Here is a 21,545-nt window from a genome sequence, read left to right as displayed (position 1 = left end):
ATCTCCCCAGTGGGACGGCTCGTACGCGTGCGTGGGAGGATGAGGGGGTCCCGCAGGACCGCTGCCGGACCGTGCGGACAGAGCGAAGGACCGGGGCCCGGCGTTGAGCGAGAATCAGAATCTGCTCGCGGAGCAGCGGCGTGCGCTCATTCTGGACGATGTGCGCAAGCGCGGCGGGGTCAGGGTCAACGAGCTGACCCGCAAGCTGAGCGTCTCCGACATGACCATCCGCCGGGATCTGGACGCGCTGGCGCGCCAGGGTGTCATCGAGAAGGTCCACGGCGGAGCCGTGCCGGTCGTCGAGGCGAGCACGCACGAGCCCGGTTTCGAGGCGAAGTCGACGCTGGAGCTCAGCGCGAAGGAGGACATCGCGCGCACGGCGGCCGGGATGGCGTTGCCCGGCAGCGCGATCGCACTCTCCGGCGGCACGACCACGTACGCGCTGGCCAGGCATCTCCTGGAGGTGCCGGGCCTGACCGTGGTGACGAATTCGGTGCGGGTCGCCGATGTGTTCCACGGCGCGCAGCGGCCGACGGCGTCGGGTGGCGGGCGGGCCGGTGCGGCCACGGTGGTGCTGACCGGCGGGGTGCGTACGCCCTCGGACTCGCTCGTCGGGCCGGTCGCGGACCGCGCGATCGGCTCGCTCCACTTCGACGTCCTGTTCCTCGGTGTGCACGGGATCTCGGTCGAGGCCGGTCTCTCCACGCCCAATCTGGCGGAGGCCGAGACGAACCGCCGCTTCGTGCGGGCGGCCAGGCGTGTCGTCGTGGTCGCCGACCACACCAAGTGGGGCACGGTGGGCCTGAGTTCGTTCGCGGCGCTCGACGAGGTCGATGCCTTCGTGACGGACGCGGGTCTGCCGGACCTCATCAGGCAGGAGATCGAGGAGCACCTTCCGGGCCTGGTGGTGGCGGGCGGGCCGGCGGACGAGTAGTCCTGCGACGGGTGCGGCCCACGCCTTCCGTTCCCGGGCCCGCGGGCGGCGGACGTCCTAGGATCGGACTGTGGCCGTATTCCGCATAGAGCGCTTCACTCCCCTCCCCGCCGCCGAGGCGTGGCGACGGGTGACCGACTGGGAGCGGCACGGCGGGACCGTTCCGTTCACCTCGGTCACCGTGCGCGCGGGCTCTCCCACCCGGACCGGGACGGTCTTCGTGGCCCGCACCGGTGTGGGGCCGCTGGGTTTCGACGATCCGATGGAAGTGGTGCGGTGGACCCCGCCGGCCGCCGGGCGGGCGGGGCTGTGCCGGCTGGAGAAGCGGGGTTCCGTGGTGCGCGGCCAGGCGTCGATCGACGTGTGCCCCACCGGATCGGGCTCGCATGTGATCTGGGTCGAGGAGCTGCGTGTGAGGCTGCTGCCGCGCTGGACGGATCCACTGCTGGCCGGCGCGGGACGGCGGGTCTTCGGCCGGGTGCTCGGTACCCTGCTCGACGACTGACGCCCGGCCGCGCCTTCCGGCCGACGGGGTGCGGTGTCTCGGGGTGCCATCGTCCTGGAGGGGCGGCGAGGGGTGTGATGCGGTATCCCGGATCCATGGGTGTGCGGCGATCGGTACACGGACTCCACGGCGGTACCCGGCGGACCCGGGCCTCTCTCGCGGTGGCCTTCGCCCTGATCGCCGTCGTCACCGTGGTCGACGTCGTCGTTCCGCCCGAGGTGCACCTCGGTCCGTTCCTCGTGGCGGCCCCGGCGCTCACCGCGTCGTTCGCCGGTCCGCGCCTGACCGCGTTCGTCGGCGCGGTGGCGGTGCTGGCCCAGGCGGTCGTGGCGCTGGCACGCACCACCATCACCGACCTCAATCACATGTACCAGATCGCCGCCCTCTTCCTGATCTCGGCGATCGTGACGTTCTTCGCCCACCTGCGGGAGCGGCACGCGGCGGAGATGGTGCAGCTGCGCACGGTGGCCGAGGCGGCCCAGCGGAGTGTGCTCCGGCCCCTGCCCGGCCGCAGCGGCCCGCTGCGCCTCGCCTCGGTCTATCTGGCGGCCGAGGAGGGCGCCCAGCTCGGCGGTGACCTGTACGCGACCGCCCGCACGCCCCGGGGGACCCGGGTGATCATCGGTGACGTCCGCGGCAAGGGCCTCGACGCCATCAGCAGCGCCGCCGGTGTCCTCGGCGCCTTCCGTGCCCTGGCCCGCCAGGAGGAACATCTGCCCGGTCTGGTCGCCCGGCTCGAGTCGAGTGTGGCCGCCCAGCAGATCGACTCCCTGACCGAGGCGGAGGATCCGGCCGATGACCAGCACATCGCCGAGGTGTTCGTCACCGCGGCCGTACTCGACGTCCCGGATGCGGTGCGGGAGCTCCGTCTCGTCAGTTGCGGACATCCGCCGCCACTGCTCCTGCGGGCGGGCCGCGTGGACGCCCTCGACGCGACGGAGCCGGCTCCGCCTCTCGGGGTCGGACCGCTGACCGCGGGGGGCCATACCGAGGACGTGTTCGCCTTCCGGGCCGGTGACGTGCTGCTGTTGTACACGGACGGGGTCACGGAGGCGCGGAACGGCTCGGGCGACTTCTATCCGCTGGCGGAGCGGGTGGCCTCGTGGCCGGGTATGGGTCCCGAGCCCCTGCTGGAGCGGGTCTGCGCCGATCTGCTGCGCCACGCGGGCGGCCGCCTGGGCGACGACGCCGCCCTCGTCGCGGTGGAACGGCTTCCAGGTCCGGGGTGAGCGGCCGCCCGGCTCAGGCGGGCCAGGTGCCGGTGGCCAGGAAGTGGTCGATCGTCTCCGTGTACGGCCGGATGTCCAGCCCCTGCCCGCTCAGCCACTCGTCCGAGTAGTACTTGTCGAGATAGCGGTCGCCCGGGTCGCAGAAGAGCGTGACGACGCTCCCGGCGCTTCCCCTCTCCACCATCTCGGCCACCAGCTTGAAGGCGCTCCACAGCCCGGTGCCGGTCGAGCCGCCCGCCTTGCGGCCGATGGCGCGCTCCAGCACCCGGACGGCGGCGACGCTGGCCGCGTCGGGGACCTTCATCATGCGGTCGATGGCCCCGGGCACGAAGCTCGGCTCCATCCGGGGTCTGCCGATGCCTTCGATGCGTGAGCCGCAGTCGCTGGTCGCCAGCTGGTCGTGGCGGGTCCATCCGTCGAAGAAGCAGCTGTTCTCCGGGTCCGGCACGCAGATCCGTGTGTCGTGCTGCATGTAGCGGACGTAGCGCCCGATGGTCGCGGAGGTTCCGCCGGTGCCGGCGGTGGCGACGATCCAGGCGGGTTCGGGATACCGTTCCAGCCTCAGCTGCTGGTAGATGGACTCGGCGATGTTGTTGTTGCCCCGCCAGTCGGTGGCGCGCTCGGCGTAGGTGAACTGGTCCATGTAGTGACCGCCGGTCTCGGCCGCGAGGGCCGCCGACTCCTCGTACAGCCTGCGGGAGTCGTCGACGAAGTGGCACTGCCCACCGTGGAATTCGATCAGGCGGCACTTCTCGGGGCTGGTGGTCCTGGGCATCACCGCGACGAAGGGCACGCCGATCAGCTTCGCGAAGTACGCCTCCGAGACGGCCGTCGAGCCACTGGATGCCTCGATGACCGGTTTGCCGCGGCGGATCCAGCCGTTGCAGAGGCCGTAGAGGAAGAGGGAGCGGGCCAGCCGGTGCTTGAGGCTGCCGGTCGGGTGCGTCGACTCGTCCTTGAGGTAGAGGTCGATGCCCCAGTGTTCGGGCAGCGGGAAGCGCAGGAGATGGGTGTCCGCCGAACGGTTGGCGTCCGCCTGGACCTTGCGTACCGCCTCCTTGAGCCAGGCCCGGTAGTCGGGGTCGCTCCGGTCGACGTCGGCGGTCTCCATGACGCCACCGCCAGGTGTGTGCTCACCGGTGTCCATCAGCGGTCTCCTTCGGGTGACGACGGTTCTCCGTAGGACCCACGATATTCCCCCCACCTGCGCAAACGTTTACTTTGGCGACCCATAGGCCTCCCTTGGCCCGGGCGTCCCACCGGCACGCCCCGGACGCGTGTCCGGTGCGGGCCGCGGCCGGAATCGATCGCGGTGAGGCCTGGCTTAGGGGCCCCCTCCACGGGCAGAATTGCAGAAGCCGGTACAAGGGGGGGCGAAGTCGCCATGGCCGAGACAGAATTCAGCCCTGCGGATTTCGGCGCGCGGGAGTTCGGCGCTGCCGAGTTCAGGGCGAGCGACGTCAGGATCCGCCGGTGGGCGCGGTCACTGACCAGAGCGGGCCAGGTGATCGTCGAGGACGGCCGGATAGTGCTGCTGACGAGCAACGGGCGGGAGATCGCCAGCGCCCCGGTCACCGCGGTGAGTGCCGGGAAGCCATGGTTCCTGGCCGCCGACTCGGCGGTCGCCCGGATCAACGGCGTGCGGTACCGGCTGACCATGGGGCAGCGCAACCGCAGGCCCGGTGGGGCAGCGCCGGTGCGCAGATTCCTGGAGGCACTGCGCAGCGCCGCTGGACGGCGTGTCTGACTCTACGGTCCGGTAAGGACACCGCGAGTTGCGGAGCCCAACCCCCTGAGTCACGCTGGTCACACGTCACTGATGGTGTACCGGCGGTGACAGCGAAAGCCGCCCCCGCCGGGAGCCACGCAGGGCGGACCACGCATGACCAGAAACAGCAGCCAGCCATCTGCTGGATCCGTTCCTTCGTCTTCTTCCGGACCTATTTCGGGGAGTCGCAGCCGTGATCAGCGAGCCAAGCAGGCACTGCGCGGTGGAGCTCCAAGCCCTGCCGCCGCGGATCGGTCAGGTCCGCAGAATCATTTCGGCGCAACTGCGCTACTGGCATCTCGATCCTCTGATCGACCCGGCAGCGCTCGGCGTCACCGAACTGCTGACCAATGTCCACCGGCACGCACAGCCGGACAAATCATGCACCGTCGAGATCGAGTTGCTGCTCGACAGGCTGACGGTCTCCGTCCACGACCACGATCCCCGGCTGCCGACCGTGTGCGACGCCGAGTCGTCCGCCACCTCCGGGCGCGGACTGGCGATGATCGCCGCGTTCAGCGAGAGCTGGGGCGTACGACCGAGCGCCGACGCGGGAAAGGTCATCTGGTTCACCCTGCCCGCACCGTCGTTCACCACCGCCCTGCCCCCTCTCCCGGTGTACGGGTCGACAACCGACGGCCCGTTCGGCTCGGACGTCGCGGGGCTCATGGAGCCGACGACAGCACGGACGCGGGCCCGGTCGGCCGTCGTCGGCTGACGGGAAGGCGGCCGAGGGCCGTACACCGAACACAGGAGCGCGCCGGTCCTCGCGGACCGACGCGCTCCGCTCCGTTTCGCCATGGATTCTGTACCTACTGGTATGTACAGTGGAGTTCATGAGCACTCCGGACCGGTTGGTCGAAGCCACCCAGGAGCTCCTGTGGGAGCGCGGTTATGTCGGCACCAGCCCCAAGGCCATCCAGCAGCGGGCCGGGGCGGGCCAGGGAAGCATGTACCACCACTTCGCGGGCAAGCCCGACCTGGCGCTCGCCGCCGTGCTCCGCACATCCGCGGAGATGCGGGAGGCGGCCGGCCGCCTGCTTGACGGCCCCGGATCGGCGTACGAGCGGATCTCGGCCTATCTGCTGCGCGAGCGTGACGTGCTGCGGGGCTGCCCGGTGGGGCGGCTGACGATGGATCCCGACGTGGTGGCCAGCGACGCGCTGCGCGCACCGGTCGACGAGACGATCGACTGGCTGCGCGGCCGGCTCGCCGAGATCCTCCAGGAAGGCCTGGACGCGGGCGAGTTCTCCCCGGGCCTCGCACCCCGGGACATCGCGGCGGCCGTGGTGGCCACGGTCCAGGGGGGCTACGTCCTGGCCCGGGCGTCCGGATCGCCGGCGGCCTTCGACTCGGCCGTCCAGGGACTGCTCTCCCTGCTCGCCCCGCACGTCCAAGCGAACCGCACAGTCTGAGGGGCAACGCGATGCACGCCATGCAGTACGAGATCACCCTGCCCGCCGACTACGACATGGGGATCATCCGGGAACGGGTCGCGACCAGGGGGCATCTCCTCGACGCTTTTCCAGGGCTGGGCCTCAAGGCGTACCTGGTCCGCGAACGCGGTGACACCTCGCCGGTCAACCAGTACGCACCGCTGTACCTGTGGTCCGCCCCCGAGGGCATGAACACCTTCCTCTGGGGCCCCGGGTTCCAGGGGATCGTCGACGACTTCGGCCGCCCCGAGGTGCAGCACTGGACCGGGCTCCTCTTCCAGGAGGGGGCGGCATCGGCGGCACTCCCCCGCACCGCTGTCCGCCACCGCGAGCGGATCGAGGACACCACGGCCCCGGCTGTCGCGGTGGAGGCCGCGCTGGAGGAGAGCCGCCGGCTGGCCGCCGCTCCCGGTGCCGTCGCCACCGCGCTGGCCGTGGACCCACGCCGCTGGGAGCTGATCCACTTCACGCTCTGGCAGGACGAGCCGTCCGGCGGCCCGGGCGACCGCTACGAGGTGCTGCACCTGTCGTCGCCGGAGCGTGACCGGCTGAGGCACGGGAAGCAATGGTGAGCCCGGTCCGCACGGCCTGAGCGTGGCCGTGCCCCGGCCGGCCGGTCAGGCCAGTGCGGTCAGCGGGTCGTCGAGTACGGGCTGCCAGGCCAGTTCGGCCGCGCCCACCAGGCTGTTGTGGTCGAGTGTGCAGGACAGGATCGGCACGCTTCCGCTGCGCCCCCAGAGGCTGCGGTCGGCGACGACGGCCCGCAGGCGTTCGGGGTCGGCCTCCAGGAGATCGCGGTGCAGGCCGCCGAGAATGATCCGGTCCGGGTTGAGGATGTTGACCAGCCCGGCCAGGCCGAGTCCGAGACGGTCGATCAGCTCCTCGGCCGCGGCCCGCACATCGGGGTCGCCGTACTCCGCGCGGAGCAGGCCGCCGGACTGCTTGAGCAGCGACTCCTCGGGACCGGGCTCCCGGCCGGCCGCCGTGAGGAAGGCGAGGGGGTCCGTCTCCACGTCGAGGCAGCCTCGTCCGCCGCAGTGACAGGGGCCGCCCTCCGGGTTGACGGTCAGATGCCCCACTTCCAGGGCGAGTCCCGAACTGCCGGTGTGGAGACGGCCGTCCAGGACGAGGGCGCCGCCCACCCCCCGGTGGCCGGTGGCGACGCAGAGCAGGTGCTGGGCACCACGCCCGGCGCCGTGCCGGTGCTCGGCGAGGGCGGCGAGGTTGACGTCGTTGGCGGTGAACGCGGGCCCGGTGATGCCCGCGGCGCGTACGCAGGTGGAGAAGATCTCCCGGACCGGCGCTCCCGCCGGCCAGGCGATGTGCAGCGGATTGAGGGCCGTCCCCTCGGGCTCGGCCACGGCGGAGGGCACGGCGAGCCCGGCCCCTACACAGCGCAGCCCGGTCTCACGCAGGAGCCGGGCCCCGGCCTCGACGACCTCGCCGAGGACCTGGGCGGGATCGGCCATGACGGCGACACAGCCGGGCGCGGTGGCCACGATCCTTCCCCCGAGCCCCACGAGCGCGGCGCGGAAGCCGTCGGAGTGGACCTGGGCCGCGAGAGCCACGGGCCCGCTGTCACGGACGGACAGCCGGTGCGAGGGGCGGCCCTGGGATCCGGCGGCGGAGCCCGGGCTCGAGTCGACCTTGATGAGCCCGAGCGCCTCGAGCTCCGCGGCCACCGCGCCCGCCGTGGCGCGGGTGACGCCGAGCTCGGAGGTGAGTACCGCGCGGGTGGGGGCACGCCCGGTGTGCACGAGCTCCAGGGCGGGCCCGAGCGCGCTGCGGCCCCTCTCCAACTTCGTCCGCGTGGTGGTCGACTTGCCGTTCATGGGGGCGAGTCTCCCATGATCCGGAGCCGTTGCCGACGCTCCGGCGCCCCGCACCGTTCACCGGCCGGTCATCGGTGCACCGGTCTTGCGCGGTCCCTCAGGGCGACCCTATCCTCACTTTGTGCCGCAAGTAAACAAACTGCGGACGGCCCTGTCGGGGGGACGTGGCGGAGACACCGCTCCACCTTCGCCGGCCCGCCTCCGTACCGCGCTGACCGTGTTCTTCGCCCTCGACGGGTTCCTCTTCGCCGGCTGGGTGGTCCGCATCCCGGCCATCAAGCACCAGACGGGGGCCAGTGCCTCCACCCTCGGGCTCGCCCTGCTCGGCGTCTCCGCCGGTGCGGTGATCACGATGATGCTCACCGGGAGGCTGTGCAGGCGCTACGGAAGTCACGCGGTCACCGTGGTCTGCGGTGTCCTGCTGTCACTGAGCATCGCCCTTCCCGCGCAGACGGGTTCGGCTCTCACCCTGGGCCTCGTACTCCTGCTCTTCGGGGCCGCGTACGGCGGGCTGAACGTGGCGATGAACAGCGCGGCCGTCGAAGTGGTCTCCGCGTTGCGCCGCCCGGTGATGCCGGGCTTCCACGCCGCGTTCAGCTTCGGCGGCATGGCGGGCGCGGGTCTCGGCGGGCTGGTCGCGGGCAGCCTGTCGCCCGCCACCCATCTCTTCGCGCTGACGGGCATCGGACTCCTCGTCACCGCGGTGACCGGCCCGGTGCTCCTGCGTGGCCGGACCGCCGCGCTCCCGGCGGAGCGGCAGGCGGCGGACGCCGGTGAGCGGCCGAAGGGAATGGGCACCCAGGCGCGCCGGGTCGTCGTCCTCTTCGGCGTCATCGCCCTCTGCACGGCGTACGGCGAAGGGGCGCTGGCCGAGTGGGGCGCGCTGCACCTCAGCCAGGACCTGGGTGCCACCCCCGGTCTCGCCGCCGCCGGATACTCCTTGTTCGCGCTGACGATGGCCATAGGCAGGCTCAGCGGCACCGCTCTCCTCGAACGGTTCGGGCAGACCCGGACACTGGTGGCGGGCGGGGCCACGGCGGCGGCGGGCATGCTGCTCGGCGCGCTGGCTCCGGCCGTCTGGCTCGTGCTGCTCGGCTTCGCCGTGGCCGGTCTGGGCCTGGCCAACATATTTCCCGTCGCGGTCGGCCGCGCGGGCGCGCTGGCGGGGCCCGGCGGGGTGGCCGCGGCATCGACCCTCGGCTACGGCGGGATGCTCCTGGGGCCGCCGGTGATCGGCTTCCTCGCCGACTGGATCTCCCTCCCGGTCGCCCTCACCACAGTGACGCTGCTCGCTGCGACGGCGGCGGTGCTGGGCGGTGTCACCCGCAACGTGAACGAGCATCTGAGCGGTTGAAGGGACGGACAGCCGGCAGCCGGTCACTCCGGCGCGACCGACCTTCGGCTACGCGGCTTCGCGGATCAGCCTCGGTCCCGTACCGCGGCCGGAAGCCCCTCCGCGGGCACCCAGGGAGTGGTTCCGCGCATCCTCGAAACGTGTGAAACCGCTCTGGCACAATCGTCGGCGTGGAGACCACCGAGCACCTGACAGCCCTCGCTGCCGATGGCCACGCCCTCGCCCGGGCCGCACGCGAGGCAGGGACGGACGCCCCGGTCCCGACCTGCCCGGGATGGCGGGTGCGCGACCTTCTCCAGCACATCTGCATGGTGCACCGCTGGGCCACCTCGCTGGTCGTCGGCGGGCACCGGACGTATCACCCGGCGGCAGAAGAACCCGATCTCGACGGTGACGCGCTGCTCGACCGTTTCACCGAGGGCCACCGCCTGCTTCTCGACGCGCTCCGGGCCGCACCGGACGGCCTGGAGTGCTGGACGCTCTTCCCCTCGCCGGCCCCGCTCGCCTTCTGGGCGCGCCGGCAGGCGCACGAGACCAGGATCCACCGGGTCGACGCGGAGGCGGCGCGGGGCGGCCGCCTGACCTCCGTGCCACCGCCGCACGCGGTGGACGGGATCGACGAACTGCTGGCCGGCTTCCACGCCCGCACCAAGAGCCGTGTCCGTACGGACACTCCGCGCGCTCTCCGGGTCAGGGCCGTGGACTCGGACGCGGTGTGGACCGTGCGCCTGTCGGCCGATCCGCCGCTCACGGTGCGCGGAGCCGCCGCCCTGGAGACGCCTGTGGACTGCACATTGAGCGGTACGGCCGAGGAGCTCTACCTGGGACTGTGGAACCGTGTGCCGCTGTCGTCCCTCGGCTTCTCGGGAGACCCCGAGGTCATCGCGCTGTGGGAGCGGAACTCCGCCGTCGTCTGGTCCTGAACGCGGCCGGGTCCGCTCAGATCCCCGGCCCTCCCGCTTCCCGGTTCAGCATCCGGGACAGCACCGCCCGCTGAAGGGGCCGGGCCCCCGCATGGCGGGTCCGGCCGGCTCCCGTGAGCTCGACCCGCACACCGCGACGGTCCTCGCTGCACATCGCTCGGCGCACGAGGCCGTCCCTCTCCAGCCGCGCGACGAGACGCGACAGCGCGCTCTGGCTGAGATGGACCCGCGCGGCGATCTCCTGGACCCGGAGGCAGCTTTCGCCGCCCTCCGCACCGGCTTCCGCGAGGATGTCCAGGACCTCGAAGTCACTTGCACCCAGGCCGTGCCGGTCCAGTTCCCGGTCCAGCTCACCCAGGGTCCTGGCGTGCAGTGCGAGCATGTCGCGCCACTCGCCGACGAGCGCCTGCTCGGACTTCTTCGCTGCCATGGCCGCACGCTAGCAGAGGGGCGGAGTATGTATGCACGCACATTTAATGCCTACGCATCAGAACGTTCCGAGGGTGGTCCGAGCACGACGGGAGGCCAAGAGCAGACGCGGGATGCCGCGCGGAAGTGCGTCCTTGTCGTCGGCCGCGACTCCTGTGACACTTCGGGCATGTCGCGACGCACCCAGGCGGAACGGGACGCCATGACCGTGGAGATCGGCTATGCCGTGGTCAGCGGAGTCGTGGTGGCCGCGGCCACCTTCGCCGGGGTCTGCCTCCCCGCGCTGTTCCTCCAGCTGCCGGGCGGTGTGGAACGCGTGCTGTTCCGGGTGGGGGCCGCGCTCGGCGCTCTGGTGTTCGCCCTTCGGGTGGTGCACGTGCTCCGGCGCTTCCCCCGTGCGGCCGAGGAGCGGCGCCTGCCGGCGGTTCAGCCGAGCCGGCCGGGCCGCACGAGCCCCGACCCGTAGGCCGGCACGACGAGTTGCGCCCTGTCCCGGGCACCCGGCTTGACCATGGCTCGGCTGACGCAGGTCTTCGCGGTGCGCCCCTCCTGCCGTCGTGCGGTCCACGCCACGGGGGCCATGGCCGGCCCGTCGGCCTCCCGGCCCGACCCGCGGCGGCTCCCTGCGGAGCACCCGTCCGGGATGTCTCCCCAGCCTCTGCGCCCCGAGCGTGCGCGCCGGACACGACCCCTCGGCTCCCCGCCCCGCGTCATCCTCCCGCGCCTCCGGCACCGGCGGGCCGGCCGGCCGGCAGTCCGACCGAGCGCCCGAGTTCGTGAACAGCGTGCCGGAAGAGCTGTTCGCGCGCCTCGACCACGCGGTTGAACTGGCCGAAGAGCTCGAAGGAGATCAGCCCGAAGAGCTGCGCCCACGCGGCCACCAGGGCCACCGCGACGGCGGGCGGCAGGTCGGCGGCCAGATCGGCCGCCATCCGGGCACCCTCGGTACGCAGCTCCGCGCTCTGCGGGGGGACGGCGAGGCCGTCGGCGAGGTAGGCGTCGCGCACGACGCCGATCAGGACCTGGCCCACACGGGAGGCGGGGCCGACGGTGTCCTGCGGGGCGGTGTAGCCGGGGACCGGTGAGCCGAAGATCAGCGCGTACTCATGGGGGTGGGCGAGGGCCCAGTCGCGCACGGCACAGGCGACCGCCAGCCAGCGGGCCGGGTGAGGAAGGGCGGCGGCGCCCGCCTCGCCGCGCGCCGCCTTCTCCGCCGCTTCGCCCACCGCGTCGTAGGCGTCGATGATGAGCGCCGTCAGCAGGTCGTCACGGCTGGGGAAGTAACGGTAGAGCGCGGAGGACACCATGCCGAGCTCGCGGGCGACGGCACGCAGGGAGAGCTTGGCGGCACCTTCGGCGGCGAGCTGTCTCCTGGCCTCGTCCTTGATCGCCGCGGTGATCTCGATGCGGGCGCGTTCACGGGCTCCTCGAATGGTGCTCATGGCTCCAGTCTGCCACGTGATCGGAGCACTGAACATAAATGAGAGCACCGCTCTTGCTTTGGTGCACCGCACTCGTGCACACTGATCTCAAGCGAGAGCACCGCTCTCCCAATCGGCACTCGATGGCAGGAGCCACCCATGTCGCAGCAGCCGTACTACCTCCAGGCCAACGCCTTCGCCCAGCGCATGAACGGTGTCGTCGGCTGGCTCGCACGGCACGGAGTCAGCCTCCTCGGCTCCGCCGAGATGTCGGTACGGGGCCGTAAGAGCGGCCGGATGCAGCGCATCCCCGTCAACCCCCACCACCACGACGGCGACCAGTACCTGGTCTCCGCCCGCGGCCACTCCCAGTGGGTGCGCAACATGCGCGTGGCCGGTGGCGGAGAGCTGAAGGTCGGCCGGAAGGTCCGCGCCTTCACCGCCGTGGAGATCGCGGACGACGAACAGAAGGTGCGGATCGTCCGCGCCTATCTGAAGCGCTGGGGCTGGGAGGTCAACCAGTACTTCCAGGGCATCACGGCCGAGTCGACCGACGCCGAGCTCCTGGCGGCCTGCCCCGACCACCCGGTCTTCCGGATCACGGTCGAGAGCTGACCTCGTCGGACCCCTGGCGGTCCATCACGTGCATCGCCCGCTGGGCCAGCGGATGCGTGCGGACGAGCTCGGCCAGCGATGTCGTCCCCCGGGTGACCCCGGCGAAGGCGTTCCACGCGGGGCGGAAGCCCGTGAGTACCGCGTGCAGGATCCCGGGGCGCCGCTCGAAGAGCCTGAGCATGCGGCGCCCGACGCTCATCTCCACACCGAGCCCCGCCTTGATCGCGAAAGCGTAGTTGAGCGCCTGCCGGCGGGCGTCGACCGCGTCGTGCGACTCCGCGATCCGCACGGCCCATTCGCCTGCGAGCCGTCCTGACCGCAGTGCGAAGGAGATGCCCTCCCTGGTCCAGGGTTCCAGCAGCCCGGCCGCGTCGCCGCAGACCACGACCCGTCCACGGGAGAGCGGCGAGTCGTCGCTGCGGCACCTGGTCAGATGGCCGGAGGAGACCGTGGGCTCGAACCCGGCGAGGCCCAGCCGTCCGACGAAGTCCTCCAGATACCGCTTGGTCCCCGCTCCGTCACCACGCGCCGAGATGACGCCGACGGTCAGCGTGTCGCCCTTGGGGAACACCCAGCCGTAACTCCCGGGCAGCGGACCCCAGTCGATGAGCACCCGGCCCGCCCAGTCCTCGGCGACCGTCGCCGGGACGGGGATCTCCACCTCGAGCCCGAGGTCCACCTGGTCGAGCTTCACTCCGACGTGAGCCCCTATGCGGCCGGCACTGCCGTCCGCGCCGACGACGGCCCGGGCGAGCACCGTCTCCCCGCCGGCCAGCACGACGGCGACCGTGCGCCGGTCGGGTACGGCCGTGCCGTGCTGCTCCACCCGCGTCACCGCCACGCCGGTGCGCAGCTCGGCGCCGGCCTTCTGGGCCTCTTCCACCAGCCCCGCGTCGAACTCCGGCCGGTTGATCAGCCCGAAGAGCATCCGCTTGGACCTGCGGGTGCGCGACAGCTTCCCGTTGAGCGAGAAGGTGACCGCGTGGATCCGGTCCTTCAGGGGGAGTTCGAACCCGGGCGGCAGGGAATCCCGCGAGTACCCGATGATTCCACCGCCGCACGTCTTGTAGCGGGGGATCTCCGCCTTCTCCAGCAACAGCACCCGACGGCCTGCGACGGCCGCCGCGTACGCCGCGGAAGCTCCGGCCGGGCCCGCGCCGACCACGACGACGTCCCATACCGAGGACTCCGGCGGTACCGACGACGTCTCATCCGGCTCACGTCCGGCGTCTGCGTTCTCGCTGCTCACGATGTGCTTCTGCTCCTGATCCGACCAGTGGCCCCAGCTGCTCACGGCATCCTACGGCGCGTCGCGGCCGAACTCCGCTGTGGGAGGATCAGCCATGAATGCGTTGTACACGCGACGCCGCGTCCACGGCGTCGCCCCCGGCCGCGTACACACCGCGCCATAGTCCTAACGTCGCACCCACGAGGAGCGTGCCCATGACCGCCCGTCCGATTTCCGAGACCGTCGCCTCGCTGATGCCCCGCGCGAAAGCGGAGCTCGCCGAGCTGGTGGCCTTCCGGTCGGTGGCGGATCCGGCACAGTTCCCCCGGAGCGAGTGCGAGGCGGCGGCCGGCTGGGTGGCCGACGCGCTGCGCGCCGAGGGCTTCCAGGACGTCGCGCTGCTCGACACGCCCGACGGAACCCAGTCGGTGTACGGCTACCTGCCGGGCCCGCCCGGCTCGCCCACGGTGCTGCTCTACGCGCACTACGACGTGCAGCCGCCGCTGGACGAGTCCGCCTGGCTCTCCCCGCCGTTCGAGCTGACCGAGCGGGACGGCCGATGGTTCGGCCGGGGCACGGCGGACTGCAAGGGCGGCTTCATCATGCACCTGCTCGCGGTGCGCGCCCTCATGGCGAACGGCGGTGTCCCGGTCTCCGTCAAGGTGATCGCGGAGGGCTCCGAGGAGCAGGGCACGGGAGGCCTCGAACGGTACGCGGAGGAGCACCCGGAGCTGCTGGCCGCCGACTCGATCGTCATCGGTGACGCGGGCAACTTCCGTGTGGGGCTGCCCACCGTCACCGCGACGCTGCGCGGTATGACCATGCTGCGGGTGCAGCTGGACACCCTCGAAGGGAACCTGCACTCCGGGCAGTTCGGCGGCGCCGCACCGGACGCGCTGGCCGCGATGATCCAGCTGCTGGCGTCCCTGCGGGCCGAGGACGGCACGACCACGGTCGACGGTCTCACGGCCGACGCGGAGTGGGACGGACTGCAGTATCCGGAGAGCGAGTTCCGTGCCGACGCCAAGGTGCTCGACGGTGTGGGGCTCATCGGCACGGGTACGGTCGCGGACCGCATCTGGGCGCGGCCCGCGGTCACCGTGATCGGCATCGACTGCCCGCCGGTGGTCGGAGCCACTCCGTCGCTCCAGGCGAGCGCCCGGGCGCAGATCAGTCTGCGGGTGCCGCCGGGGCACGACGCCTCCGAGGCGACGAAGCTGCTGACCGCCCACCTCGAGTCGCACGCCCCCTGGGGGGCGCGTGTCCGAGTCGAACAGGTCGGCCAGGGGCAGCCGTTCCGCGCCGATGTCACCAGCCCCGCCTACGCGTCGATGGCCGCGGCCATGCGGCTCGCCTACCCGGGTGAGGAGATGCAGGCCTCCGGCATGGGGGGCTCCATCCCGCTCTGCAACACCCTGGCCGCGCTGTACCCCGAGGCGGAGATCCTGCTGATCGGGCTGAGCGAGCCCGAGGCGCAGATCCACGCGGTGAACGAAAGCGTGTCCCCCGAGGAGCTGGAGCGACTCTCGGTCGCCGAGGCCCTCTTCCTGCGGAACTACGCGGAGTCCAGGAACGGCTGAGAGACACGCCCGCCCCCGGAGTACGCGCTGGGCGAAGTCGCCCGGAGCAGAACTCCGGGCGGCCGGCCGGCCGCCGGCCGTACGTTCGCCGTATGGACTGTGTCGAGGTACTCCCCCAGCTGCACATGTTCCGCTTCCCTGTCGGCCAGGCGTATCTCTGGCGTGACGGCGCGGACCTGACGTTGATCGACGCCGGTGACGCGCATGCGGCGTCCGCCCTGGAGGACGGCGTACGGAGGCTCGGTGCGGACCCGGCCGGGATCCGGCGGATCGTCCTCACCCACGGCCATCCCGACCACTACGGCGCCGCTCAGGAACTGGCGGACAGATGCGGCGCGGAGATCCTGGCGCACCGGCTGGACGCACCGGTGATCCGGGGCGGGGAACGCATGCCCGATCCCGATCTGCACGACTGGGAGCGGCCCCTGTACGCCCATGCGCTGACGGTCCCCGCGGCTCCGCCCACCCGGGTCGACCGCGAGCTGACCGACGGCGACGACCTCCCCTTCGGGGGCGGTGCACGGGTGGTGCACTCCCCTGGCCACACCCCTGGCTCCATCGGTGTGCACCTGCCCCGCCACGGCGTGCTGTTCACCGGGGACGCCGTGGCGGGGGTGGACCGGGTGATGCTGGGGGTGTTCAACACCGACCACGTACAGGCCCGGGCGTCCTTCCGCCGGCTGGCCGCCCTGCGTCCGGCCGTCGCCTGTTTCGGCCACGGCGACCCGCTGACCGCCGACGCGGCCTCCGCCCTGCAGGCGGCCTCGCGATGAACGACGGCCCCCAGGACACTACCGGCCGTCCACGGGCACCCCGGCCTCCAGATTCAGCACGGTGGCCCGCTCACGGGCGCGCAGTGCCCAGCGGAGCCTCTCGAAGCGGGTCGGCGGGAGCAGACCGGCCGCCTCCTCCTCGGTGACGAACCGCCAGCCGCGCAGTTCCGAACCCGGAAGCAGCAGCCGCGCGGCGTCCTCGCTCCGCAGCCGGCCGCCGTCGAACAGGAAGCGGAGCCCTCCGTACGCGGGCGGCCGCGGCGCCTCCCAGTCGACGACCAGGAGTCCCGGCACCGTGTCCAGGTGAAGCCCCAGCTCCTCGGCGACCTCGCGTATCCCGGCCTGGGCCGGGGCCTCGCCGGGCTCCACGACACCGCCGGGGAACTCCCAGCCGGGCTTGTAGGTGGGGTCGACGAGCAGCACCCGGTCCTGCTCGTCGAAGAGCAGCACCCCGGACGCGACGGTCTCCGCGCGCGGTTCGGGGGTCTGGACTATGCCGCACTCCCTGGCCTCGCCGGTGCGGACGGCTTCGGCTATCCGCTCGGCCGTCTCGTACGGGGTGAGGGCGCTGGTGTCGATGGTGTGGGCGTCCGCGGTGATCCATCCGAGGGCCGCCCGGTAGGGCTCGATGTGTTCGAAGGCCCATTGCCGGACGCGCGCGCTGCGCTGGGGATCGTCGGCGTATTCCTCGCGCTGGGCGATCCGGCTCCGCAGGATCGTTTCCTCAGGTGAGAGCAGTACATGACGCACCGGTATGCGCCGGGAGGCGAGCCCGCCGAATATCTCGTCGCGGTACTCCTGCCTCAGCAGTGTCATCGGGACGACCAGCACCCCGGAGAGTTCCGCGAGAAGCGCGGCGGCCGTGTCGACCACCAGGCGCCGCCATATCGGCAGGTCCTGGAAGTCGGTCACTTCGGCGAGCTTCTTCTGGGGCAGCAGCCGACGCAGACCGCCGCCGGTCAGTCCGGGGTCGTAGAAGGTGCTGTTCGGGATCAGATCGATCAGTTCGCACGCGGCGCTCGTCTTGCCCGCACCGAACGCACCGTTGATCCAGACGATCACGGGTCCCCCTCTTCCGTAGCCCCCTGTGGCTTGCCCGCAACACCCCGCTCCGGAAACCCCGCAGGGGTGACGCGGTTGCACCGGCGCGGCCGCCGGGGCGCGTGCCACTGTACGAACCCGGCCCGGCACCCTGTGCCGTAACGAGTGACGGCCGGACGTCGTTGGAGCGGACAGTCACCGGTTACGACGAGGGGAGGCGCGGTGCGCCGCACGGTACTCGGGCAGTTTCCCGCAGGAGGGCCACGGGGCAGCCGGCCCGCGGAGGAGTTCGCCGCCGCCCGCCGCGGCGAGGGCATGGCCGCCGAGGTGGTGATGGACCTGGACCAGGACGCCTTCCTGGTGGTGGTCCCCCAGCAGCCGACGGACCGTGGCCGCTGACTGTCCCCGGTCGTCCCTTACGGGGTGGCTACGGCCTGCACGCCGTTCGAGGCGCCGTGGCGGACCGTCGAGGCCGCGGCCGCCGCGCCGACCAGGCCCGCGTCGGTGCCCATCACCGCGGAGGTGACGGTGAGGTTCTGGACGAAGGACAGCGTGGCGTAGTCGCGCAGGGATCTGCGCAGCGGCGCGAAGAGCACCTCGCCCGCTCCCGCCACTCCCCCGCCGATCACGGCGATGTCGATGTCCGTCAGGGTGGCGGTGGCGGCGATCCCGGCGGCGAGAGCCTGGGCGGCCCGCTCGAAGGAAGCGGCGGCGACCGGGTCCCCCGCCTTCGCGGCGGCGGCCACCGAGGCGGCCGTGGCGTCGCCGTCCGGGCCGGGGCGCCAGCCGTTCTCCAGGGCCCTCCGGGCGATGTTGGGCCCGCTGGCGATGCGTTCCACGCAGCCACGCGCACCGCAGGGGCAGGGGTCGCCGTCGAGGTCGACACTGATGTGCCCGATGTGCCCGGCGTTGCCCGAGGGACCCGGGTGCAGCTTTCCGCCGAGCACGAGACCGCCCCCGACACCGGTGGAGACGACCAGGCACAGCGCGTTGTCGTAACCGCGGGCGGCACCCAGCCAGTGTTCGGCCGCCGTCATCGCCACCCCGTCGCCGACCAGTGTGACCGGCAGCCCGCCGGTCGCCGCGGCCACCCGCTCCACCAACGGAAAAGCGCGCCAGCCGGGGACGTTGACCGGGCTGACCGTGCCGGCCGAGGCGTCCACGGGCCCCGCGCTCCCGATGCCGACCGCACGCGTCCGGTCCCACAGCGGGGAGGCCGCCAGCTCCGCCAGGACGTCGCTCACCGCACCCATCACGGCCTCCGCGCCCTCACGGGCCGGCGTGGGGCGCTGCGCCCGTACGAGAAGGGATCCGCCGCCGTCCACCAACGCCCCGGCGATCTTGGTGCCGCCGATGTCGAGCGCGGTGACGAGGTCGGTATGCATCGGTGTGGACTCTCCGGAGGGGGTGAGGCGCAGGACCTGCGGCTTCAGTCTGATGATGCTCCCAGTCTCCATTCTCTTGACAACGTTGTCCAGGGCCTATGCTCGACGCCACAGCATCCGGCCCCTTCCCGGCACCGCCGAGAGGGCCGCAATCACCCGTCCCCGACGACAGGACAGCGCACCGTGGCCGAGACCGCCCGCCATTCCGAGTCCCGCTACGGCAACAGGCCGACCATGAAGGACGTGGCAGCCCGTGCCGGAGTGGGCCTGAAGACGGTCTCCCGGGTGGTGAACAGCGAGCCCGGAGTCACCCCCGACACCGAACGCCGCGTCCAGGAAGCCATCGAGGCCCTCGGCTTCCGCCGCAACGACAGCGCGCGCGTCCTGCGCAAGGGACGCACCGCGTCGATCGGCCTGGTGCTGGAGGATCTCGCCGACCCCTTCTACGGCCCTCTGAGCCGCGCCGTGGAAGAGGTGGCCCGCGCACACGGCGCTCTGCTGATCAACGGCTCCAGCGCTGAGGACCCGGAGCGCGAGCAGGAGCTCGTCCTCGCACTCTGCGCCCGCCGGGTGGACGGCCTCATCGTGATCCCGGCGGGTGACGACCACCGCTATCTGGAGCCGGAGATGAAGGCCGGCATCGCCACCGTGTTCGTCGACCGTCCGGCGGGCCGGGTCGACGCGGACATGGTCCTGTCGGACAGCTTCGGCGGGGCGCGCGCGGGCGTCGCCCACCTGGTCGCGCACGGCCACCGCCGGATCGGCTTCATCGGGGACCAGCCGCGCATCCACACCGCGACGGAACGACTGCGCGGGTACCACGCGGCTCTGGCCGACGCGGGGATCGAGGTCGAGGACGCCTGGGTCTCCCTGGGCCCGACCGACCCGGCCCGGGTCAGGTCCGCCGCCGAGACCATGCTGGCCGGGCCCGAGCCGGTGACCGCCCTCTTCGCGGGCAACAACCGTGTGACGGTCACCGCGGTCCGCGTCCTGGCCGAGTGCGAACGCCGGATCGCCCTGGTCGGCTTCGACGACATCGAGCTGGCCGACCTGCTCGGCATCACGGTGATCTCGCAGGACGCCGCGGCGGTCGGCCGCACCGCGGCGGAGCACCTGTTCCGCCGCCTCGACGGCGCCGCTCACGCCCCTGCGAGGGTGGAGCTCCCGACGCGGCTCATCCCGCGCGGCTCGGGAGAACTCCCGCCCGCGTGAACGCCCGGGGCACGTGACCCCGGGCGTTCCGGCGAGACCCTTACGGCGCCGTCACGGTCAGCCCGCCGCGCCGGGGCGAGGCGAAGCCGTCGAGGTCCGCACGGCTCAGGCCGGTGAGGTCCGTGACCTCCGTGGCGTCCAGGGCTCCGCAGTCGATGCCACGGAGCAGGTAGCCGCTCAGGGCCTTCGCGGTCGCGGGCTCGTCCATGACGTCCCCGCCGGCCTTGGCCACGTAGGCGGCGAGCCGGGACGCGGCCTGGCCGAGGCCCTCGCGGTAGAAGCTGTAGACGGCGGCGTAGCGGGTGGGCAGGTGGCCCGGGTGCATGTCCCAGCCCTGGTAGTAGGCGCGGGCCAGAGCACGGCGGGTGAGGCCGTGGTGGAGCCGCCAGGCGTCGTGGACCTGCTGTGCGGGGCCGACCGGGAGCACGTTCGTGGAACCGTCGCAGACCCGCACACCGGTGCCCGCGGCGGCGACCTGCATGACGGCCTTGGCGTGGTCGGCGGCGGGATGGTCACTGGCCTGGTAGGCGGGGCTGACACCGACACAGGCGCTGTAGTCGAAGGTCCCGTAGTGCAGACCGGTGGCCCGGCCCCGGGCGGCGTCGATCATGCGGGCCACCGCGGCGGTTCCGTCCGCCGCCAGGATGGACTGGCTCGTCTCGATCTGGATCTCGAACCCGAGGCGGCCGGAGGGCAGCCCGTGGGCGGCCTCGAAGGCCTCCAGCAGCCGCACGAAGGCCGTGACCTGCTCGGGGTACGTCACCTTGGGCAGTGTCAGGACAAGCCCCTCGGGCAGGCCTCCCGCCCGCATCAGACCGGTGAGGAAGATGTCCGTGGTGCGGATGCCCCGGTCGCGCACGGCGGCTTCCATGCACTTCATCCGGATGCCCATGTACGGAGCCGCGGTCCCGTCGGCGTACGCCTCGGCCACCAGACGTGCCGCGCGGGCGGCGGCCTCGTCCTCCTCGGCGTCGGGGCGGGGGCCGTAGCCGTCCTCGAAGTCGATGCGCAGGTCCTCGACGGGCTCACGCTCCAGCTTGGCGCGTACGCGGTCGTGGACCGGCTCCGCCAGCTCCTGCGGGATGCCCAGGACGGAGGCCAGGGCGGCGGCGTCGGGGGCGTGCTCGTCCAGTGCGGCCAGCGCCTGGTCACCCCAGGCGCGGAGGGTCGTGGGCGTGAAGTCGTCCGCGGGCACGTAGACGGTGTGGACGGGCTGGCGCGTGCCGGGGTCTCCCGGGTACCGGCGGGCGAGTTCGGCGTCCACCGACGTGAGGGAGGCGCTGATCTCCTCACCGACCGCGCCGGCGAGGCTCGTCGCCACCTTCTCCTGCTGACCCATGACCGTACCCTCCACGTATCAGTATTTCCGCTTCCCGGAATCTTTCATCCGCATAGTGAAGTTATAAGTCCCCGCCCTTGGCGTCAATGGTGATCGGAAAGAGCCCGGGGCCGCGCGGTGAGAACACCACGCGGCCCCGGGCCTTCGTACGGGCGGAGCGCCTGCCGGGTCAGCCCTTGCGGGTCTTGACCTCGTCGGTGAGAGCCGGAACGACGTCGAAGAGGTCGCCGACGACGCCGTAGTCGACGAGGTCGAAGATCGGGGCCTCGGCGTCCTTGTTGATGGCGACGATGGTCTTCGAGGTCTGCATGCCGGCCCGGTGCTGGATCGCGCCCGAGATGCCGGAGGCGATGTACAGCTGCGGGGAGACCGACTTGCCGGTCTGGCCGACCTGGTTGGTGTGCGGGTACCAGCCGGCGTCGACCGCGGCACGCGAGGCACCGACGGCCGCGCCGAGCGAGTCGGCGAGCGCCTCGATGATCGCGAAGTTCTCCGCGCCGTTGACGCCACGGCCGCCGGAGACGACGATCGCGGCCTCGGT

24 protein-coding genes and 1 pseudogene are annotated in these 21,545 nt (G+C 72.1%); 15 read left to right on the top strand and 10 right to left on the bottom strand.

From position 1 onward, the window contains the following. The first annotated feature begins 103 nt into the window (after positions 1–103). The 3 genes from AB0P41_RS34820 to AB0P41_RS34810 all read left to right on the top strand — a co-directional run bounded on the left by AB0P41_RS34820 (position 104) and on the right by AB0P41_RS34810 (position 2,668). Positions 104–934, top strand: a complete 831-nt coding sequence (locus AB0P41_RS34820) for a DeoR/GlpR family DNA-binding transcription regulator (protein ID WP_365936064.1) — start codon at positions 104–106, stop codon at positions 932–934. Between the two features lie 70 nt (positions 935–1,004). Next, entirely contained in the window at positions 1,005–1,439 is a 435-nt protein-coding gene (locus tag AB0P41_RS34815) for an SRPBCC family protein (RefSeq protein ID WP_356707237.1), read from the top strand. A gap of 95 nt (positions 1,440–1,534) precedes the next feature. Further along, the gene (locus tag AB0P41_RS34810) at positions 1,535–2,668 is read left to right on the top strand and encodes a PP2C family protein-serine/threonine phosphatase (RefSeq protein WP_365936063.1); all 1,134 of its coding nucleotides are present in this window, start codon (positions 1,535–1,537) and stop codon (positions 2,666–2,668) included. 13 nt (positions 2,669–2,681) lie between these two features. On the opposite strand, the gene AB0P41_RS34805 is transcribed toward AB0P41_RS34810, so the two are convergent. Then, positions 2,682–3,815, bottom strand: a complete 1,134-nt coding sequence (locus tag AB0P41_RS34805) for a PLP-dependent cysteine synthase family protein (RefSeq protein ID WP_365936062.1) — start codon at positions 3,813–3,815, stop codon at positions 2,682–2,684. Between the two features lie 237 nt (positions 3,816–4,052). Here AB0P41_RS34805 and AB0P41_RS34800 point away from each other — a divergent pair, with 237 nt between their 5' ends. The 4 genes from AB0P41_RS34800 to AB0P41_RS34785 all read left to right on the top strand — a co-directional run bounded on the left by AB0P41_RS34800 (position 4,053) and on the right by AB0P41_RS34785 (position 6,444). Beyond that, the gene (locus tag AB0P41_RS34800) at positions 4,053–4,415 is read left to right on the top strand and encodes a hypothetical protein (RefSeq protein WP_356707240.1); all 363 of its coding nucleotides are present in this window, start codon (positions 4,053–4,055) and stop codon (positions 4,413–4,415) included. A gap of 214 nt (positions 4,416–4,629) precedes the next feature. After that, complete coding sequence (locus tag AB0P41_RS34795) at positions 4,630–5,154, top strand: ATP-binding protein (protein ID WP_356707241.1); 525 nt, start codon at positions 4,630–4,632, stop codon at positions 5,152–5,154. Positions 5,155–5,272: 118 nt separating this feature from the next. Then, complete coding sequence (locus AB0P41_RS34790) at positions 5,273–5,851, top strand: TetR/AcrR family transcriptional regulator (RefSeq protein ID WP_365936061.1); 579 nt, start codon at positions 5,273–5,275, stop codon at positions 5,849–5,851. Between the two features lie 11 nt (positions 5,852–5,862). Continuing rightward, positions 5,863–6,444, top strand: a complete 582-nt coding sequence (locus AB0P41_RS34785) for a DUF4865 family protein (protein ID WP_356707243.1) — start codon at positions 5,863–5,865, stop codon at positions 6,442–6,444. A gap of 45 nt (positions 6,445–6,489) precedes the next feature. Here AB0P41_RS34785 and AB0P41_RS34780 read toward each other — a convergent pair whose 3' ends face one another. Beyond that, positions 6,490–7,704: an ROK family protein gene (locus AB0P41_RS34780; protein ID WP_365936060.1), complete on the bottom strand. Its 1,215-nt coding sequence runs from the start codon at positions 7,702–7,704 to the stop codon at positions 6,490–6,492. Positions 7,705–7,825: 121 nt separating this feature from the next. On the opposite strand from AB0P41_RS34780, the gene AB0P41_RS34775 reads away from it, so the two are divergent. Further along, a complete protein-coding gene (locus AB0P41_RS34775; protein WP_365936059.1) occupies positions 7,826–9,058 on the top strand; it encodes an MFS transporter in 1,233 nt (410 codons plus the stop codon). Between the two features lie 170 nt (positions 9,059–9,228). Further along, positions 9,229–9,981 (top strand): maleylpyruvate isomerase family mycothiol-dependent enzyme, encoded by a 753-nt coding sequence (locus AB0P41_RS34770; RefSeq protein WP_356707246.1) that lies wholly within the window; start codon positions 9,229–9,231, stop codon positions 9,979–9,981. Positions 9,982–9,997: 16 nt separating this feature from the next. On the opposite strand, the gene AB0P41_RS34765 is transcribed toward AB0P41_RS34770, so the two are convergent. After that, entirely contained in the window at positions 9,998–10,411 is a 414-nt protein-coding gene (locus AB0P41_RS34765) for a MarR family transcriptional regulator (RefSeq protein ID WP_365936058.1), read from the bottom strand. Between the two features lie 168 nt (positions 10,412–10,579). Between AB0P41_RS34765 and AB0P41_RS34760 the strand changes: the two genes are divergently transcribed. Beyond that, the gene (locus AB0P41_RS34760; RefSeq protein ID WP_356707248.1) at positions 10,580–10,876 is read left to right on the top strand and encodes a DUF6332 family protein; all 297 of its coding nucleotides are present in this window, start codon (positions 10,580–10,582) and stop codon (positions 10,874–10,876) included. Here the strand turns inward: AB0P41_RS34760 and AB0P41_RS34755 are convergent. Then, positions 10,837–10,950 (bottom strand): annotated as a pseudogene (locus tag AB0P41_RS34755) (DNA-binding response regulator); the annotation flags it as partial. The gene AB0P41_RS34760 and the pseudogene AB0P41_RS34755 sit on opposite strands and share 40 nt — an antisense overlap. 170 nt (positions 10,951–11,120) lie before the next feature. Next, positions 11,121–11,852 carry a TetR/AcrR family transcriptional regulator gene (locus AB0P41_RS34750; protein ID WP_365936057.1) on the bottom strand — a complete coding sequence of 244 codons (732 nt, stop codon included), beginning with the start codon at positions 11,850–11,852 and terminating at the stop codon, positions 11,121–11,123. 138 nt (positions 11,853–11,990) lie between these two features. Between AB0P41_RS34750 and AB0P41_RS34745 the strand changes: the two genes are divergently transcribed. Further along, positions 11,991–12,446, top strand: coding sequence for a nitroreductase family deazaflavin-dependent oxidoreductase (locus AB0P41_RS34745; RefSeq protein ID WP_365936056.1), 456 nt, complete (start codon positions 11,991–11,993; stop codon positions 12,444–12,446). On the opposite strand, the gene AB0P41_RS34740 is transcribed toward AB0P41_RS34745, so the two are convergent. Next, positions 12,430–13,695 (bottom strand): geranylgeranyl reductase family protein, encoded by a 1,266-nt coding sequence (locus AB0P41_RS34740; protein WP_356707251.1) that lies wholly within the window; start codon positions 13,693–13,695, stop codon positions 12,430–12,432. The two genes, AB0P41_RS34745 and AB0P41_RS34740, sit on opposite strands and share 17 nt — an antisense overlap. Positions 13,696–13,889: 194 nt before the next feature. Here AB0P41_RS34740 and AB0P41_RS34735 point away from each other — a divergent pair, with 194 nt between their 5' ends. Continuing rightward, positions 13,890–15,254 carry a dipeptidase gene (locus tag AB0P41_RS34735; protein ID WP_356707252.1) on the top strand — a complete coding sequence of 455 codons (1,365 nt, stop codon included), beginning with the start codon at positions 13,890–13,892 and terminating at the stop codon, positions 15,252–15,254. Between the two features lie 92 nt (positions 15,255–15,346). Then, positions 15,347–16,027: an MBL fold metallo-hydrolase gene (locus AB0P41_RS34730; protein WP_365936055.1), complete on the top strand. Its 681-nt coding sequence runs from the start codon at positions 15,347–15,349 to the stop codon at positions 16,025–16,027. An 18-nt stretch (positions 16,028–16,045) separates the two neighbouring features. Here the strand turns inward: AB0P41_RS34730 and AB0P41_RS34725 are convergent, their stop codons facing one another. After that, positions 16,046–17,089: an NUDIX domain-containing protein gene (locus AB0P41_RS34725; RefSeq protein ID WP_365936054.1), complete on the bottom strand. Its 1,044-nt coding sequence runs from the start codon at positions 17,087–17,089 to the stop codon at positions 16,046–16,048. Between the two features lie 201 nt (positions 17,090–17,290). Between AB0P41_RS34725 and AB0P41_RS34720 the strand changes: the two genes are divergently transcribed. Next, complete coding sequence (locus tag AB0P41_RS34720) at positions 17,291–17,467, top strand: hypothetical protein (protein ID WP_187355896.1); 177 nt, start codon at positions 17,291–17,293, stop codon at positions 17,465–17,467. 17 nt (positions 17,468–17,484) lie between these two features. On the opposite strand, the gene AB0P41_RS34715 is transcribed toward AB0P41_RS34720, so the two are convergent. Continuing rightward, positions 17,485–18,453, bottom strand: coding sequence for an ROK family protein (locus AB0P41_RS34715; RefSeq protein WP_356707254.1), 969 nt, complete (start codon positions 18,451–18,453; stop codon positions 17,485–17,487). Between the two features lie 183 nt (positions 18,454–18,636). Between AB0P41_RS34715 and AB0P41_RS34710 the strand changes: the two genes are divergently transcribed. Next, on the top strand, positions 18,637–19,665 hold the full coding sequence (locus AB0P41_RS34710; protein WP_356707255.1) for a LacI family DNA-binding transcriptional regulator: 1,029 nt from the start codon (positions 18,637–18,639) through the stop codon (positions 19,663–19,665). Positions 19,666–19,705: 40 nt separating this feature from the next. Here AB0P41_RS34710 and AB0P41_RS34705 read toward each other — a convergent pair whose 3' ends face one another. After that, positions 19,706–21,004 (bottom strand): aldolase, encoded by a 1,299-nt coding sequence (locus AB0P41_RS34705; RefSeq protein WP_365936053.1) that lies wholly within the window; start codon positions 21,002–21,004, stop codon positions 19,706–19,708. 169 nt (positions 21,005–21,173) lie between these two features. Next, positions 21,174–21,545, bottom strand: a 372-nt coding sequence (locus tag AB0P41_RS34700; protein WP_365936052.1) for an electron transfer flavoprotein subunit alpha/FixB family protein, incomplete at its 5' end; no start/stop codon positions are given.

The organism is Streptomyces sp. NPDC079167 (genome assembly GCF_040686735.1).
In the GTDB taxonomy this organism is placed as follows: domain Bacteria; phylum Actinomycetota; class Actinomycetes; order Streptomycetales; family Streptomycetaceae; genus Streptomyces.
Note: the sequence above shows the minus strand (reverse complement) of the source record. Positions and strands in the feature narration are given on the sequence as shown.

Coding starts and splice junctions, on each gene's coding strand:
- AB0P41_RS34760 (WP_356707248.1), top strand. CDS start 10,580: ATGTCGCGACGCACCCAGGCGGAACGGGACGCCATGACCGTGGAGATC.
- AB0P41_RS34785 (WP_356707243.1), top strand. CDS start 5,863: ATGCACGCCATGCAGTACGAGATCACCCTGCCCGCCGACTACGACATG.
- AB0P41_RS34750 (WP_365936057.1), bottom strand. CDS start 11,852: ATGAGCACCATTCGAGGAGCCCGTGAACGCGCCCGCATCGAGATCACC.
- AB0P41_RS34790 (WP_365936061.1), top strand. CDS start 5,273: ATGAGCACTCCGGACCGGTTGGTCGAAGCCACCCAGGAGCTCCTGTGG.
- AB0P41_RS34705 (WP_365936053.1), bottom strand. CDS start 21,004: ATGGGTCAGCAGGAGAAGGTGGCGACGAGCCTCGCCGGCGCGGTCGGT.
- AB0P41_RS34805 (WP_365936062.1), bottom strand. CDS start 3,815: ATGGACACCGGTGAGCACACACCTGGCGGTGGCGTCATGGAGACCGCC.
- AB0P41_RS34800 (WP_356707240.1), top strand. CDS start 4,053: ATGGCCGAGACAGAATTCAGCCCTGCGGATTTCGGCGCGCGGGAGTTC.
- AB0P41_RS34735 (WP_356707252.1), top strand. CDS start 13,890: ATGACCGCCCGTCCGATTTCCGAGACCGTCGCCTCGCTGATGCCCCGC.
- AB0P41_RS34780 (WP_365936060.1), bottom strand. CDS start 7,704: ATGAACGGCAAGTCGACCACCACGCGGACGAAGTTGGAGAGGGGCCGC.
- AB0P41_RS34765 (WP_365936058.1), bottom strand. CDS start 10,411: ATGGCAGCGAAGAAGTCCGAGCAGGCGCTCGTCGGCGAGTGGCGCGAC.
- AB0P41_RS34730 (WP_365936055.1), top strand. CDS start 15,347: ATGGACTGTGTCGAGGTACTCCCCCAGCTGCACATGTTCCGCTTCCCT.
- AB0P41_RS34810 (WP_365936063.1), top strand. CDS start 1,535: ATGGGTGTGCGGCGATCGGTACACGGACTCCACGGCGGTACCCGGCGG.
- AB0P41_RS34715 (WP_356707254.1), bottom strand. CDS start 18,453: ATGCATACCGACCTCGTCACCGCGCTCGACATCGGCGGCACCAAGATC.
- AB0P41_RS34745 (WP_365936056.1), top strand. CDS start 11,991: ATGTCGCAGCAGCCGTACTACCTCCAGGCCAACGCCTTCGCCCAGCGC.